General features: G+C 34.3%; 13 protein-coding genes. 5 read left to right on the plus strand and 8 right to left on the minus strand.

Features of this window, described 5'->3' with window-relative positions; genetic code table 11:
* Window positions 1-69 precede the first annotated feature (69 nt).
* The 4 genes from H8R24_RS10255 to H8R24_RS10270 all read left to right on the plus strand — a co-directional run bounded on the left by H8R24_RS10255 (window position 70) and on the right by H8R24_RS10270 (window position 4,319).
* Window positions 70-555 (plus strand): cupin domain-containing protein, encoded by a 486-nt coding sequence (locus H8R24_RS10255; RefSeq protein WP_187018670.1) that lies wholly within the window; start codon window positions 70-72, stop codon window positions 553-555.
* Between the two features lies 1 nt (window position 556).
* Window positions 557-1,663 (plus strand): major royal jelly family protein, encoded by a 1,107-nt coding sequence (locus tag H8R24_RS10260; RefSeq protein WP_225876802.1) that lies wholly within the window; start codon window positions 557-559, stop codon window positions 1,661-1,663.
* Between the two features lie 243 nt (window positions 1,664-1,906).
* Window positions 1,907-3,274 (plus strand): NAD-dependent succinate-semialdehyde dehydrogenase, encoded by a 1,368-nt coding sequence (locus H8R24_RS10265; protein ID WP_187018672.1) that lies wholly within the window; start codon window positions 1,907-1,909, stop codon window positions 3,272-3,274.
* Window positions 3,275-3,401: 127 nt separating this feature from the next.
* Window positions 3,402-4,319 carry an AraC family transcriptional regulator gene (locus H8R24_RS10270; protein ID WP_187018675.1) on the plus strand — a complete coding sequence of 306 codons (918 nt, stop codon included), beginning with the start codon at window positions 3,402-3,404 and terminating at the stop codon, window positions 4,317-4,319.
* 1 nt (window position 4,320) lies between these two features.
* On the opposite strand, the gene H8R24_RS10275 is transcribed toward H8R24_RS10270, so the two are convergent.
* Together H8R24_RS10275 and H8R24_RS10280 are read right to left on the minus strand one after the other, a co-directional pair.
* Window positions 4,321-4,695 (minus strand): DUF779 domain-containing protein, encoded by a 375-nt coding sequence (locus tag H8R24_RS10275; RefSeq protein ID WP_187018677.1) that lies wholly within the window; start codon window positions 4,693-4,695, stop codon window positions 4,321-4,323.
* A gap of 68 nt (window positions 4,696-4,763) precedes the next feature.
* Window positions 4,764-6,269, minus strand: coding sequence for an aldehyde dehydrogenase family protein (locus tag H8R24_RS10280; RefSeq protein WP_187018679.1), 1,506 nt, complete (start codon window positions 6,267-6,269; stop codon window positions 4,764-4,766).
* Window positions 6,270-6,532: 263 nt separating this feature from the next.
* Between H8R24_RS10280 and pheT the strand changes: the two genes are divergently transcribed.
* Entirely contained in the window at window positions 6,533-8,953 is a 2,421-nt protein-coding gene (pheT, locus tag H8R24_RS10285) for a phenylalanine--tRNA ligase subunit beta (protein ID WP_187018681.1), read from the plus strand.
* A gap of 120 nt (window positions 8,954-9,073) precedes the next feature.
* On the opposite strand, the gene H8R24_RS10290 is transcribed toward pheT, so the two are convergent.
* The 6 genes from H8R24_RS10290 to porQ all read right to left on the minus strand — a co-directional run bounded on the left by H8R24_RS10290 (window position 9,074) and on the right by porQ (window position 15,752).
* Window positions 9,074-9,628, minus strand: a complete 555-nt coding sequence (locus H8R24_RS10290; RefSeq protein ID WP_187018683.1) for a fasciclin domain-containing protein — start codon at window positions 9,626-9,628, stop codon at window positions 9,074-9,076.
* A gap of 347 nt (window positions 9,629-9,975) precedes the next feature.
* Window positions 9,976-10,440, minus strand: coding sequence for a hypothetical protein (locus tag H8R24_RS10295; protein WP_187018685.1), 465 nt, complete (start codon window positions 10,438-10,440; stop codon window positions 9,976-9,978).
* A gap of 109 nt (window positions 10,441-10,549) precedes the next feature.
* On the minus strand, window positions 10,550-12,328 hold the full coding sequence (gene rpsA / locus H8R24_RS10300) for a 30S ribosomal protein S1 (protein ID WP_187018687.1): 1,779 nt from the start codon (window positions 12,326-12,328) through the stop codon (window positions 10,550-10,552).
* A gap of 370 nt (window positions 12,329-12,698) precedes the next feature.
* Window positions 12,699-13,961: a nucleoside permease gene (locus H8R24_RS10305; RefSeq protein WP_187018689.1), complete on the minus strand. Its 1,263-nt coding sequence runs from the start codon at window positions 13,959-13,961 to the stop codon at window positions 12,699-12,701.
* 68 nt (window positions 13,962-14,029) lie between these two features.
* Window positions 14,030-14,725, minus strand: coding sequence for a (d)CMP kinase (gene cmk, locus H8R24_RS10310; protein WP_187018691.1), 696 nt, complete (start codon window positions 14,723-14,725; stop codon window positions 14,030-14,032).
* Between the two features lie 7 nt (window positions 14,726-14,732).
* Window positions 14,733-15,752: a type IX secretion system protein PorQ gene (gene porQ, locus H8R24_RS10315; protein WP_187018693.1), complete on the minus strand. Its 1,020-nt coding sequence runs from the start codon at window positions 15,750-15,752 to the stop codon at window positions 14,733-14,735.
* Between the last annotated feature and the right edge of the window lie 96 nt (window positions 15,753-15,848).

Genomic DNA, 15,848 nt, shown 5'->3' on the forward strand with positions numbered 1-15,848 from the left:
TTACGGAAAACGGGATCATTTTCGATATTTCTATTCAATTATTTAGTCAAAACAAGAATACACATCAATATGAATAACATCTCAAAAATAAAAGTATTCGGTTTTTTACTCTTTGGAACATCTTTTTTTACAGTTTGCAGTGCACAGACTGCACCACAAAAAGAAGCCTTAACATCAAAGTCAGAAGTGCAACATTTTGATTTTGACAACATGAAATCCGAAACCATTTCAGAAGGTATTAGTCGTAAATGGTTTCATGGAGACAAAGGACAAATGACTATTTTCAATTTAGATAAAGACGCTCACATTCCCTGGCATAAACATCCAAACGAACAAATTACCTACATTTTGTCGGGTAAGGTAAAGATCAAAACCATCATTAATAGCAAAGAAGAGTTTGTGATAGTTTCCGCTGGTGAAGTGATTGTTTTTCCAGAAAATGTACCCCATGAATTTTGGGCTTTAGAAAAAACAGTCGATTTAGATGTGCATGTTCCTGTACGCCAGGATTGGTTATCTAAAGAGTTACCAGAGTATTTAAAAAAAAGCAAATAATATGAAAAATATTAAATTCTTATTCGTTTTAATCACATCAGTGATGTCGATACAAGCACAAAATACAATAACTGAAGCCGAAGTTTTTACAACTACAGATCAGGCTGTTGGTAATATTACGTTTACCAATAATGGAGATTTAGTATACAGCCATCATCCGTTTTTTAGTCCTGAAATTAGAGTGGTTAAGTATGATCAAAAAACAAATACAACCAGTCCATTTCCAAATTTAGAGTGGAACACGCCAAGAGCAACGGATGATAATTATCTAAGTAATGTTTTAGGCATTAGAAATGATAAAAACGGAATTATTTGGATCTTAGATATGGCCCAACGTGATAATGTGACGCCTAAAATTGTAGGTTGGAATACGCATACCAATTCATTAGAACGTATTTACTATTTACCAAAATCTGCTGTACCAGCCATAGCACAACCCAATGATATGGTGGTAGATACAAAACACGGTTATTTCATTATTGCAGATGAAGATATTGGTAATGGTGGCGATGGTACCAAAGCAGCTTTCATTCTAGTTGATATGAAAACAGGAATTACACGTCGCGTTTTAGAAGACACCCGCACTACTTTACCTGAAAACACGCCTACGGTGATTAATGGAAAGCACTTAGCCGTAAACGGTGTAGATTTGTTGATTGGTAATGACGGAATTACAGCCGATGCCAATTTTAATTATATTTACTATGGCCCATTAAACGGTACAAAAATCTATAGAATTAAAACGGTAGATTTAGTGAATCATGATTTTACAGATACCGAATTAGACTCTAAAATCGAAACGTATTCAGACAAGCCTAATAATGGAGGAATGTCTATTGACAAAGAGGGAAATTTATATTCAACGGCTTTGGAAACCAAAAGTGTAGCAGTAGTTTTAGCAAAAGACCGAAGCGTACATACCATGATAAAGGATGATAACTTAGTTTGGCCAGATGGCGTTAGTTACAACCACGTAGACGGTTATATGTACGTATCTGCAGCTCAAGTTAACAGAGGCGCTGTATTTAATGATGGTAAAGATTTGTCTACAAAACCATTTTTCATTTTCAGATTTAAACCTATTGCAACAGGGGTTTCTTTTAGATAATTCTAAATTCATTACTATAATATATAAAAGCCTCTTTAATAGTGGCTTTTTTGTTTTTAAAAAAATAGTTATAAAGTAAATAAAAGTAACTACCATAGGTTTTTTTAAACAATTAGCTAATAATCATGACTTTTAGATGATTGCTACTGATACATCTCAAAATATTAGGAATTTATAATCATTAGAAAATCGATTATTCGACATTCATTTTTTAATTTTAACCTTAATACTAATACAGAAATAATGGAAAATACAATCATAATAAATCCGGTAACGGGAGAAAAAATAGCCGAATACAATAGAATTACTATCGACCAGGTCCAAGAAAAAATAAACCAATCTAATACAACTTATGCTTCTTGGAAACAAAAAAGTTATAAAGAGCGTGCTGCTTTCATGCACAAGCTAGCCGATATTCTTGATGAAAACAAAGAAGAATATGCTCAGCTTGCTACGCAAGAAATGGGTAAAGTAATAGGGCAATCTCGCAAAGAAATAGAAAAATGTGCACTTGTTTGCAGGTATTACGCTGATAATACCGAAGCTTTACTTAAAGACGAAATAGTTAAGACAGAAGCAACCAAAAGCTATGTAACCTTTCAGCCAATTGGAGTAGTACTAGCCGTTATGCCTTGGAATTTTCCGTTTTACCAAGTAATTCGTTTTGCTGCTCCCGCTTTAATGGCGGGGAATACAGCTGTTTTAAAACACGCTTCTAATGTGCAAGGTTGTGCACTCGCGCTAGAGCAAGCTTTTGAAAAAGCAAGTTTCCCTGAAGGGACTTTTACAAATTTAAATATCGATTCTAAATTAGTAAAAGCGGTTATAGAAGACAAAAACATCGTTGCGATCACCTTAACCGGTAGTGATCCTGCGGGTCGTTCTGTTGCATCTATTGCTGGTCAGAATCTGAAGAAAACCGTTATGGAACTGGGCGGCAGTGATGCTTATATTGTTCTTGATGACGTTGATTTAGAAAAAGCTACAACCCTTGCCACTTTGGGACGTTTACAAAACAACGGACAAACTTGTATTGCAGCCAAACGTTTTGTAGTACTAGATGCTATATATGACGAATTCCTTGCCCTTTTTACTAAAAAAATGAAAGCAGCTAAAATGGGTGCACCTACTGATACCGATTCGTACTATGGGCCTATGGCGCGCATTGATTTGCGTGACGAACTGCACGAACAAGTTTTAAAAACCATTTCACAAGGCGGTAAATTGGTTTTAGGAGGCGAAATTCCAGATCAGAAAGGAGCTTATTATCCTGCAACGATTCTCGCTGATTTAAAACCGGGAATGGAAGCTTTTGATACTGAATTATTTGGTCCAGTAGCATCAGTGATTCGTGCAAAAGATGACGATGATGCTATTGCATTAGCTAATAATTCCCAATACGGTTTGGGATCAGGGGTGTTGACAAGCAATAATGAGCGTGGTGAAAAAATTGCATTACAACTCGAAGCCGGAAGTAGTTTTGTTAATAAATTGGTCGTTTCTGATCCTCGTTTGCCGTTTGGAGGAGTAAAAAATAGCGGTTACGGTAGAGAGCTAGCAGCTTACGGAATTCGTGAGTTTGTCAATACTAAAACCATTTGGATAGATTAAGGCATAACTTTACAAACCAACTCGGTTATTTTATTAGCGAAAGAAAAAATTAGAGCCATTTTAACAAAATCGAGCGTTATTAATACATTTATTTTTAGTAAGTTTATATTTCATATACACAACAAAGATGAATCGTACTTTAATAAACCCGCCACATTTATCGAATGAAAAATCGCTAAAAACTTTAGTCGAAAACAGAACGGTTTACAATTTAAATCATTGTGAATTGAATCTGTTTGAAACCTATAAGACAACCGAGTTAGTTCCATTAAAATTCAATGATTTAGTAGTAACAAGTATGTTAAGAGGCAAAAAAGTCATGCATCTTTTTGATGATCCTTGCTTTGAATATTTACCGGGTGAAACTGTTATGATTCCATCTAATGTCGAAATGAAAATTGATTTTCCAGAAGCATCAAAAAACAATCCTACGCAATGCTTGGCTTTGGCTATTGAACAGCAAAAAATAAACCATACATTGGATTTTTTGAACGAAAGATATCCAAAGGAAGGAAACAAGCAGTTTTGGCAATTGAATTATCAAAATTATTATTTCTACAATAATGTAGAATTAGCTACAACTATTAACAAATTGATCAAGGAATGCATGAGTACTTCGGTTACCAAAGATGTTTTGGCTGATTTGACTTTGCAGGAATTATTGATCCGCATTATACAAACACAAACTGCAAAGTCCATAGACGATGGTTTGTATGCCGACCCCAATTCTCCAATCACTCCTGTTTTAGATTACATCAGACTAAACATTAGAGAAAATATTAGCTTGAAAAACTTAAGCGACAAAGCATGCATGAGCACGACTTCTTTTTACCGTTATTTTAAAAAAGAGCTGGGTATGAGTCCCATTGAGTTTGTGATCAATGAAAAAATTAGATGTGCAAAACAATTATTAAAAAACCCTACGATACAAATTAATGAAGTCTGTCATTTAGCAGGATTCGACAACAGTAATTACTTTATTCGATTGTTTAAAAAACACGAAGGAATTACCCCAAAACAGTACCAATTATTATATGTCAATTGATTTATTCAATATATGTCAAAGGTGTTAAATTTTCCATTTCTTCGGGGGAAAAAATACGGTATTCGATTTGAAACGTTTTTTTCAAAGGCGTTTCTAGTGAAAATCCTCCTACTCCAAAAGCATCAATTACTTTTAAGGTAAAATGTGCGTTTTTCCAATATTCGAACAAATCCTTGTCAACCCAAAATTCAGTTTCTTCAACAGTACCAATGCATACATCTCCCATCCTTTGATAAAAACCTCCTTTTTCAAAACATTGCGGCTGCGTACCCTCGCAACAGCCACCAGCTTGATAAAACATTAAATCACCGTGCTTTTCTTTTAATAATTTAATTAATTCTATTGCTTCAGTAGTAGCATCTATTCGTTTTGTCATTTTTTTTATTTAAAATAAAACCTGACAAATTATAAATCTGTCAGGCCTTAAGATTAACCAACTATTTTCTAAAAGAAACCTAATTTATTTTTATCGTACGAAATCAACATGTTTTTCGTTTGACGGTAATGACCTAGCATCATTTTGTGATTTTCACGACCAATTCCGGATTGTTTGTATCCCCCAAATGGAGCACCAGCTGGATATGAATGATACTGATTAACCCAAACACGACCGGCTTGAATTGCTCTAGGAATTTGATAAATTTCATGCGCATCACGTGTCCATACACCTGCACCTAAGCCGTACATGGTGTCATTTGCAATAGCGATTGCCTCCTCGGTAGTTTTAAAAGTAGTTACAGCTAAAACTGGTCCGAAAATTTCTTCTTGAAAGATTCTCATTTTATTATTCCCTTTAAAAAGCGTAGGTTGAATGTAGTAACCACCATCCAAATCGCCTCCAAAATGATTCGCATCACCACCAATCAACAACTCAGCACCTTCTTCTTTCCCTAATTTAATATAGGACATGATTTTTTCTTTTTGAACCAATGAAGCTTGCGCACCCATCATCACCGTTCTATCTAATGGATTCCCTACTTTGATAGCTCCTGTACGCTCAATCACTCTCGCGATAAATTTTTCATAAATATCCTCATGCACCAATAATCGTGACGGGCATGTACAAATTTCGCCTTGGTTCAATGCAAACATTACAGCACCTTCAACCGCTTTATCAAAAAATTCATCATCCGCATCTCCTACTGATTTCATAAAAACATTAGGTGACTTCCCTCCTAGTTCCAGCGTAACCGGAATAATATTTTCGGTTGCGTATTGCATTACTAAACGTCCAGTTGTTGTAGAACCTGTAAATGCAGCTTTAGACACTTTTTTATTCGTAACCAAAGCTCGTCCTAATTCGGCTCCAAAACCATTAACAATATTGACAACTCCTGGAGGCAAAATATCTCCTATTAACTCCATAAGAACTAAAATCGAGATTGGGGTACTTTCTGCTGGTTTTAAAACTACGGTATTTCCCGCGGCTAAAGCTGGTGCGAGCTTCCATACTGCCATCAGTATTGGGAAATTCCATGGTATTATTTGAGCAATCACTCCTAATGGCTCACTTAAAGCAATAGATACTGTTTGTGAATCTAGTTCGGCAATAGAGCTTTCTTCCGCTCGTATTACACCTGCAAAATATCGAAAATGATCAATGGCCAAAGGAATATCTGCCGCCAATGTTTCGCGAATCGCTTTTCCATTATCTACCGTTTCTACGGTTGCAATATATTCAAGATTATCCTCCATAACTTGCGCAATTTTATTCAATAAATTACTGCGCTCTGTTACCGATGTTTTTCCCCAAGTTTGAAATGCTTCATACGCTTTATCTACTGCAAGATCTAAATCCACCTTCGTAGAATGTGCTGCTCTTGTAAAAACTTTTCCATCAATTGGTGATACAACATCAAAATATTGTCCACCAATAGGAGGTACAAAATCACCTCCAATATAATTATCATACGTTGCCTTAAAAACGGGTCTTTTTACTATGTTACTCATACTCTATAAATTTTAATTTATCAAATTTACCTTTCCAATTATCAAATAGATAGCACTATTCATTCAGTTAATAGCATAAAATTTCCACATTCGTTTTTTTAACATATTATTACTACTTAATTCGTAAATAATTAAGTTTAAAAATAAAAAATCAGCATTTTTAAAGCATTCACACCGAGAAAATAAAGTGCCAAAAAACCAAAAAAATTGTTTCTTACTACAAACTGCAATCCTTATATTTGCAACCTTATTAAAAATGACAGATGAAAATATCTTATAACTGGTTAAAACAATTCATTAAAACAGACTGGAATTCCGAGGAAACTTCAGCTCTACTTACAGATCTAGGTTTAGAAGTAGAAGTTGTTGAAAAATACCAATCCGTAAAAGGAGGTCTTGAAGGTATCGTAGTAGGACACGTGCTTACGTGCGTTCCCCATCCTGATGCCGACAGACTAAAATTAACAACAGTTGATATAGGAACAGGAACACCTATACAAGTAGTATGTGGAGCTGCCAATGTTGATGCAGGACAAAAAGTCCCAGTAGCAACAATAGGTACTGTTTTATACGACAAAGAAGGTGTTGCATTTACCATCAAAAAAGGAAAAATTCGCGGACAAGAAAGCCACGGAATGATATGTGCTGAAGATGAATTAGGCCTTGGCGAAAGTCATGACGGTATTATGATTCTTGACGAAACACTTATTCCTGGAACAAAGGCAGCTGAAGTTTTTAAAATTGAAAATGACGAAGTATTCGAAATTGGCTTAACGCCAAATCGCGCTGATGCTATGAGCCATTTAGGAACAGCCCGTGATTTAAGAGCAGGAATGTTACAAAACGGAGTAAATGTCGAATTGATCACGCCATCGGTAAGTAATTTTAGAGTAGACATGCGAACTTTGAAAATCGATACCGTAATTGAAGATATAGCACTCGCACCAAGATATTGCGGACTTACAATATCAGGTATTACAGTAAAAGCCTCGCCTAGCTGGTTACAAGATCGATTAAAAGCAATTGGAATCAATCCAAAAAACAATATTGTTGATGTTACTAATTATGTTTTGCATGAGTTAGGACAACCGCTTCACGCTTTTGATGCTACTAAAATCAATGGAAAAATAATTGTCAAAACTGTAGCAGAAGGTACAAAGTTTACCACATTAGATGACATTGAAAGAACATTACACGAAGAAGACTTAATGATTTGTGATGAAAAAGGTCCTTTGTGCATAGCAGGAGTTTTTGGAGGAAAAAATTCAGGAGTTACTGATCGTACCACATCTATCTTCTTAGAAAGTGCTTATTTCAATCCCGTTAGTATTCGCAAAACAGCCAAGAGACATCAATTGAATACTGATGCATCTTTCCGATTTGAAAGAGGTATTGATCCAAGTATCACAGCATACGCATTAAAACGTGCCGCGATCTTGATTCAAGAAGTAGCTGGTGGAGAAATCACTTCGGACGTTAGTGATGTGTACCAAAAGAAAATCGAGGATTTCTCTGTCTTTCTAAATTTTGCTAATGTGGCAAAAATTATCGGACAAGAAATTCCAAAAGATACAATCAAGCAAATCTTAGTTTCTCTGGAGATAAAAGTAAATAGCGTGTCGGATTCAGGTCTTGGATTAACAATTCCATCATATAGAGTAGATGTACAACGAGAAATCGATGTTATAGAAGAAATTTTAAGAGTTTATGGATACAATAACATTAGCTTCTCTAAAAAGTTTAATGCAACTGTATCAAATTCTCCACGCAATGAAGATTACAAACTACAAAATATTATTGCTACTCAGTTAAACTCTCAAGGGTTTAATGAAATGATGGCTAATTCCTTGACTACAGCCTCTTATATTCAACTTTCGGATGTATTAAAAGAAGACTATAACGTTACGATGTTGAACCCATTGAGTAACGACCTAGCTACTTTAAGACAGTCTTTATTGTTCTCTGGACTAGAAGCAATCTCATACAACATCAACCGTAAAAATAGTGATTTAAGACTTTTTGAATTTGGAAAAACCTATCACAAGTTTTTATCTGGTTTTGAAGAACACAAGCATTTAACTTTATTCCTTACAGGAAATAGAAATCAAGAAAACTGGTCAAGTACACAAAAACCCTCAGATTTCTTCTTATTCAAGGGATATGTAGATGCAATACTTGCAAGATTTGGAATTTCTAAAACACAAAACAGCCCTGTAACATCAGATGTTTTCTCGGAAGGAATCGCTATTGGAACAGGACACAATGCATTAGTAGAATTTGGGGTAGTTAAGAAATCAATACTTAAACACTTTGGAATCAAACAAGAAGTATTTTATGCTGATTTTAATTGGGATGTCATCATCAAAATGATTTCTAGTAAAATAAAATTTGTTGAAATCCCGAAATATCCTGAAGTAAGACGTGATTTAGCTTTATTGATTGACAAAAGCGTTAGTTATGATGACATCTATGCAATTGCTCGTAAAACAGAAAAATCACTTTTAAAGGACATCAACTTATTTGATGTGTACGAAGGTAAAAACTTAGCCGAAGGTAAAAAATCATACGCTTTAAGCTTCATTATTCAAGACAGTACAAAAACACTAACAGACGTACAAATTGATAAAATAATGAACAAGTTGCAACAAAACTTCGAAACCGAACTTGGAGCAACCTTAAGATAGTAGTAATTTAATAAAAGTAAAAAGCCCATTTCTGATTACAGAATTGGGCTTTTTTTTATCACTGAAAAAGTCTTGAATAGTATTCAAGACTTTTCAAATTAAAACCAACCTTTATTCGTATTAGCTCTTAGATAATAAAACAGCATCAACAACGTGAATTACCCCGTTTGATTGATTCACATCTGCAATAGTAACCATTGACATACCGCCTTTTTCGTCAGTAATGTATATTTTTTTACCTTTCATCCAAGCAGTTAATGTACCACCACTTACCGTTTTCAGCATTGCTTTACCATTCCCTTTTTTGATTGCCATCGCAATATCAGAAGCATTCATTTTTCCAGCTACTACATGATACGTCAAAATTGTTTGCAACATTTTTTTGTTTTCTGGCATTAACAGCGTTTCTACAGTTCCCATTGGCAACATATCAAACGCTGCATTGGTAGGGGCAAAAACAGTAAACGGTCCCGCAGATTGCAAAGTCGCTACCAAGTCCGCGGCTTTGACTACCGCAACTAATGTAGTATGATCTTTCGAGTTCACAGCATTCTCTACAATATTTTTAGAAGGATACATGGCAGCGCCACCAACCATTACTGTTTTTTGAGCAAAAGAGGTTGCTCCGAATACTAATGCAAATAATGCTACTGATAAAAATTTTCTAGTTTTCATAAATCTATGTATTAAGTTATATAAAAGCATTTACGCAACAACAACTAATTTGGATTTAAAAAATTGAATAAAAAATTAAATATTATTATTAATACTTATAAATCAACAACTTAAACACAATCACAAAACTGGATCATCTACAAACATTAAAAAAAATAAGCTTTTCTACCGTTTAAAATCAACTAGAAATAAATAAGACAATCTCTAACACCATTGATAATAATTTCTCAACAGAGGAAATGTCGTTACTAAATCAACAAAAATTATAATAGTTAAAATCACATAAAAAAAGAGCTAGTATTCCAGTTGAATACTAGCTCTTTTTAAACATATTTATTTTATTCACCTTAACTAAATGCCGCAAATGCACCTAGAACAAAGGTAAGTAGAAATATTAACCCATATATAATTACGAATACCAATGCCAAAATTCCCATAAATTTATAATGAGATTTCAAGAAGCCAAAAGATTCATTAAGCAGTTCGTTATCGTCAGTTTTAAAAGCCGTTTTTAACTTGGCTGAAAACTTAAAAAGGTAATAAACAGGAAAAAAATAAAGCGCTGCAATCACAAGATACAAAGCACTAATAAAACTTCCTCCCATATACTGAAAAACAGCCGCTTGACCACCTAACGCACCTAGTTTTGAAAATATAGTACCAATAAAAATAGCCAATAAGACCATCATACCTACTCCTACAAATCCTAATATGGACAAAAAATAAGCCCATTTAGCTGTTTCTTTCAAGAATCCTTTCGACTCTTCATTCAAATAAAAATTTGATGTACTTTGTACTGCATTTTCTTCCATAAAAAGATAGTTTTATAATTAGCTATAAATATATAAAAAATAGTCAGAAATTACTACAAAAAAAGCCTCACATTTCTGTGAGGCTTTTCTATTATAAAAAAGTTGAGAATTATTTTTTCTCAGATTTTTCCATTTTAGCTTTCAATGCAGCCAATACATCATTACTATCTCCTAGAGTAGCAGCTGGTGCATTAGTGTTTGAAGCAGAAGAAGTGTTTTCTGTTGCAGATTTCACGTTTTTCTCTTCTTCCTCGCGGAAGATAGCAGTGTGAGATGCAACTACTCTTTTGAATTCTTTGTTGAATTCAATTACTTTGAAATCAGCAGATTCTCCTTTTTTCAATTTCTTACCATCTTCTTTTTCAAGGTGACGAGTAGGAATAAAAGCAACGATATCATCTCCAAATTCTACAGTAGCTCCTTTATCAACAATTTCAGAGATCTCTCCGTTGTGGATAGTTCCAACAGCGAATGAATCTTCGTACTGATCCCATGGATTAGGAGTAGTTTGTTTGTGACCTAAAGATAATTTACGTCCGTCAACATCTAATTCTAATACAACAACGTCAAGTTTTTCACCAACGTTAACGAATTCAGAAGGATGTTTGATTTTCTTAGTCCAAGATAAGTCAGAGATGTAAATTAATCCATCAATTCCTTCTTCAAGTTCTACGAAGATACCAAAGTTTGTAAAGTTTCTAACGATACCTGAATGTTTAGAACCTACAGGGTATTTAGAAGTAATATCAGTCCAAGGGTCTTGAGACAATTGTTTGATACCTAATGACATTTTACGGTCATCTCTATCTAATGTTAAGATAACAGCTTCAACAACATCACCTACTTTTACGAAATCTTGAGCAGAACGTAAATGAGTAGACCATGACATTTCAGAAACGTGGATTAAACCTTCAACACCTTCAGCAACTTCGATGAAAGCTCCGTAATCAGCAATAACAACTACTTTTCCTTTAACTTTATCTCCAATAGCCAAGTTAGCATCTAATGCATCCCATGGGTGAGCGTTTAATTGTTTCAATCCTAATTGAATTCTTGTTTTCTCATCATCGAAATCAAGGATTACAACATTTAATTTTTGATCTAATTCAAGAACTTCAGATGGGTGGTTAATTCTAGACCAAGAAAGGTCAGTAATGTGAATTAATCCATCAACTCCACCTAAGTCAATAAAGACACCATAAGAAGTAATGTTTTTAACAACACCTTCTAATACTTGTCCTTTTTGTAATTGACCAATGATTTCTTTTTTCTGTACTTCAATATCCGCTTCAATAAGCGCTTTATGAGATACAACAACGTTTTTAAATTCGTGGTTGATTTTCACAACTTTGAATTCCATTGTTTTGTTTACGTAAACATCGTAATCTCTAATTGGTTTAACATCAATTTGAGATCCTGGTAAGAACGCTTCAATTCCGAAAACGTCAACGATCATACCACCTTTAGTTCTGCATTTTACAAAACCATTAACGATTTCACCTGTTTCGTTTGCAGCAATAACTCTATCCCATGATTTGATAGTACGTGCTTTTCTGTGAGATAAAACTAGTTGTCCAGTTTTGTCTTCACGGATATCGATTAATACTTCAACAGTATCACCTACTTTTAAATTTGGGTTGTAACGGAATTCGTTTAATGAAATAACACCTTCCGATTTTGCATTGATATCAACGATAACGTCTCTATCTGTAATTCTTACAACAGTACCATCTACTACTTCTTCTTGGTCCGTAGCGATAAAAGTTTTTGATACTAATTCTTCGAATTCTAATAAGTTTTTTTCATCTACTGGATCGATACCTTCTTCGAAGTTATGCCAGTTAAAATTTGCTAAAAACTCTTCTTGTGATTGGATTTGTTCAGACATGCTGATTAAAATTTGTATTCTGCATTCTCTCGAGTCTCTTAAAGTAGTAGAAAACAACAGAAGTTGTTTGTATAATTAATTGATACCTAATGGAAACTCTTATCCACCAAAAGGTGTGCAAAAGTAATACTTTTATTCGAAACAACAAAAATATTCGACAAAAGATAAACTGTTGAAAATCAGAAGTGAAACAATAGTCCTTTTTGCCAGCATGGTTTCCACCTTTCACCTTTATCTATCCGTCCAAAAAAAAGAAAGTATGAGGATAACGGCTCCAACGGGACTAAACAGCTTATACCCTTCATTTTCAGCCATAAAAAAAACCGATACTATTAACTATCGGGTGCTTTTATATAATTAACGGCAAATATTAATGCTTTAAATCTTCCACAATTTTTGGATCGTGTTTGTATTTGAACAAAATCGAAAAAGCAATAGCAATAACAAGTGCATAAGCTGCAAATGAAAACCAAACACTTGGCCAAGCTACTGTGCTTCCCTCTGTAAAATAACTAACAGTCCTTCCTGCTAACTCTCCACCTACAATCGCGCCAATACCATTGGTCATTAACATAAACAACCCCTGAGCACTAGATCTAATTTTACTATCGGTTTCTTTTTCAACAAATAAGGAACCTGAAATATTAAAAAAGTCAAATGCCATTCCATATACAATCATTGATAAAATCAAGAATATAACTCCCGATCCAGGATTACCAATACCAAACAAGGCAAAACGCAATACCCAAGCAATCATACTAAAAATCATTACCTGCTTGATGCCAAATTTTCTTAGAAAAAACGGAATCGTTAATATAAATAAGGTTTCTGAAATTTGCGAAAGCGAAATAATTAATACCGAGTGCTCTACACCAAAAGTTCCTTGGTATTCCGGATTTGAGCCAAAATCTCTAATAAAAGTATCGCCAAACATATTGGTGATTTGCAAAGCCGCACCAAGCAACATGGCAAAAACAAAAAATATGGCCATTTTCTTTTGCTTGAAAAGTACAAAACTATCTAAACCAAATTTACTAGTTAGTGTTTGATTGCTATTCTTATTCTCTGCAGGAACGTTAGGCAACGTAAAACAAAAAAGTCCAGTGATAATCATTGCAACCGATGCAAAAACAAACTGATTCGTATTTGACTTCCAGTCTGTTAAATCAGTGGTCCACATAGCAAATACAAAACCTACTGTTCCCCATACACGTATAGGAGTAAATGTTTTTTGAACATCAAAATTATACTTATTTAACACCGCATAACTCACTGAATTATTTAATGCAATAGTTGGCATATAAAAGCAACTCGTTGCAAAAATAACCCAATACATCTCTGTTGAATTAGTAGCCTTGGTTGCAAAAAATATAGCTATACCTGCAACAATATGAGCAAAACCTAATACTTTTTGCGCACTAAAATACTTATCGGCAATTATCCCTAACAAAGCAGGCATAAATAAACTTGCCCAGCCCATAGATCCGTATGTTCTACCAATTGACAAACCAATACTTCCTCCTTCAATAGGGCCAAAAACTTGTCCCATATATCCACCTAGCGAAATCAACCATATTCCCCAAACAAAAAATTGGAAAAAGTTCATGATGGTTAGTCTTAATTTTATACTCATAATATACCGTCTGGAATTAAAATAAATGAAGTTGTAAATCTAATATTAAAAATGATACTTGCAAAAAATTATACCGTTTTAGTAATTTCATTTACCAAACTCAACACAGCATCAAATTGTTCTTCACGGCTCAGATGCGAATTGTCAATTTCTACAGCATCCTCTGCCATTACTAAAGGAGAATCTTCTCTATGCGTATCAATATAATCCCGTTCTTGCACATTTTTCAACACTTCATCATAGGTAACCTGATCTCCTTTTTCTTGAAGTTCTATAAACCTTCTTTCAGCTCTAGTGCTAGCACTTGCATTCATAAACACCTTAAGTTCTGCATCTGGAAAAACAACAGTACCTATATCTCTACCGTCCATCACAATTCCTTTGTTGGCCCCCATTTGTTTTTGCTGTTCAACCAATTTAGCCCGTACTTCTGAAATCTCAGCAACTTTACTTACAAAACTAGAGACTTCAATTGTTCTAATTTCAGTTTCAACATTAACATCATTCAAATACATTTCAGCAAATCCTAAGGATGCATTAAATTTAAATTCTAATTTGATAAAAGATAAACTATTAATCAAGCTCTCTTTATTAAAGAAAGCGGCAGAGATATACCCTCTTTGCATAGCAAAAAAAGCTACTGCTCGATACATAGCGCCAGTATCTACATACACATATCCCAAATGATTGGCCAATTGTTTGGCCAAAGTACTTTTTCCAGTCGATGAAAAACCATCGATAGCAATTGTGATTTTTTTATTCAAAATAATATTATTGAAAATTAATAGTTAGTCCAAACAAACTCGTATTGGCAGCCAAAGTGTACCTTGAATACGAATAGTTGAATTTTAATTTATTTAATTTTAATCCAAAACCTACCGAAACTCCAGAGAAATTTCGTTGTTCTAAGACCCGCAATTCTTCTCCTCTTCGAAAATTATAACCGAGGCGCAAATTAAATGCTTTTTTTGGAAATAATTCGACTCCAAAAATAACATGTCGCAACGCATTATTAACAAATGATACTTTCTCTACGCTAGAACTGCCATCAATTGAGTTTTGAGTTCTCACTGGATTTGAAAAAGCAATATTCCATTGTTGGAGATTTTCTAATGTAAGATGCCAACGAATAGGAACATTCTCGAGCTCTTGTGACACTCCCACTAAAATCTCTAAAGGTAATTTCTCACGGGTCTCATTATAAGTAGTAAACTGTGTTCCCATATTGCGAATCACCAAAGCCCAATTGATATCATTTTTTTCATCAATGTAAATAGCACCCAAATCAACTGCACCACCTAAGGAATTATAAGTTTCTAAAGTTGAAGAAATCAATTTAGCATTAGCTCCTAAATACAAAGAAGTAAAAGGAACATTGTAGGCATAACCAAAAGACAAGGCGGTTTCACTACCCGAAAACGACGAAGTAGCTTGACCGTTTTCATCATAACCCTCAAAATTACCGTAATTAACATAATTCACACCCACTTGAAAAGTTTGCAAATGCCTGTCATAGGTATAAGCATAAGAGGCGGTTCCGTAGGTAACTTCACCAAAATAACTCCCGTAATTGATCGCTAAGTGATTGTCCATCTCTGGATTAATAGTAGCTGGGTTAAAGTTGACTTGATTGACATCATCGTCATATATGGTTATGGTTTTACCTCCAAGTGCCGCTTGCCTAGGCGAAGTGACCAAGTTTAAAAACTGATAGGTGTACTTCCCTCCTATTTGTCCGTATGAAACCGTACAAATTAAAAGAAGAGTAGATATAAAAAGCTTTTTAAACATACTTTAAATGCTGTTTGTCAAAATAAAACGCAGTAACGAAGATAAAATTATAATACTAATAATAGTGTTTTTTTGACTTTCGAATAAAAAATAAAT

Source organism: Flavobacterium muglaense (assembly GCF_014305155.1).
GTDB lineage: Bacteria > Bacteroidota > Bacteroidia > Flavobacteriales > Flavobacteriaceae > Flavobacterium > Flavobacterium muglaense.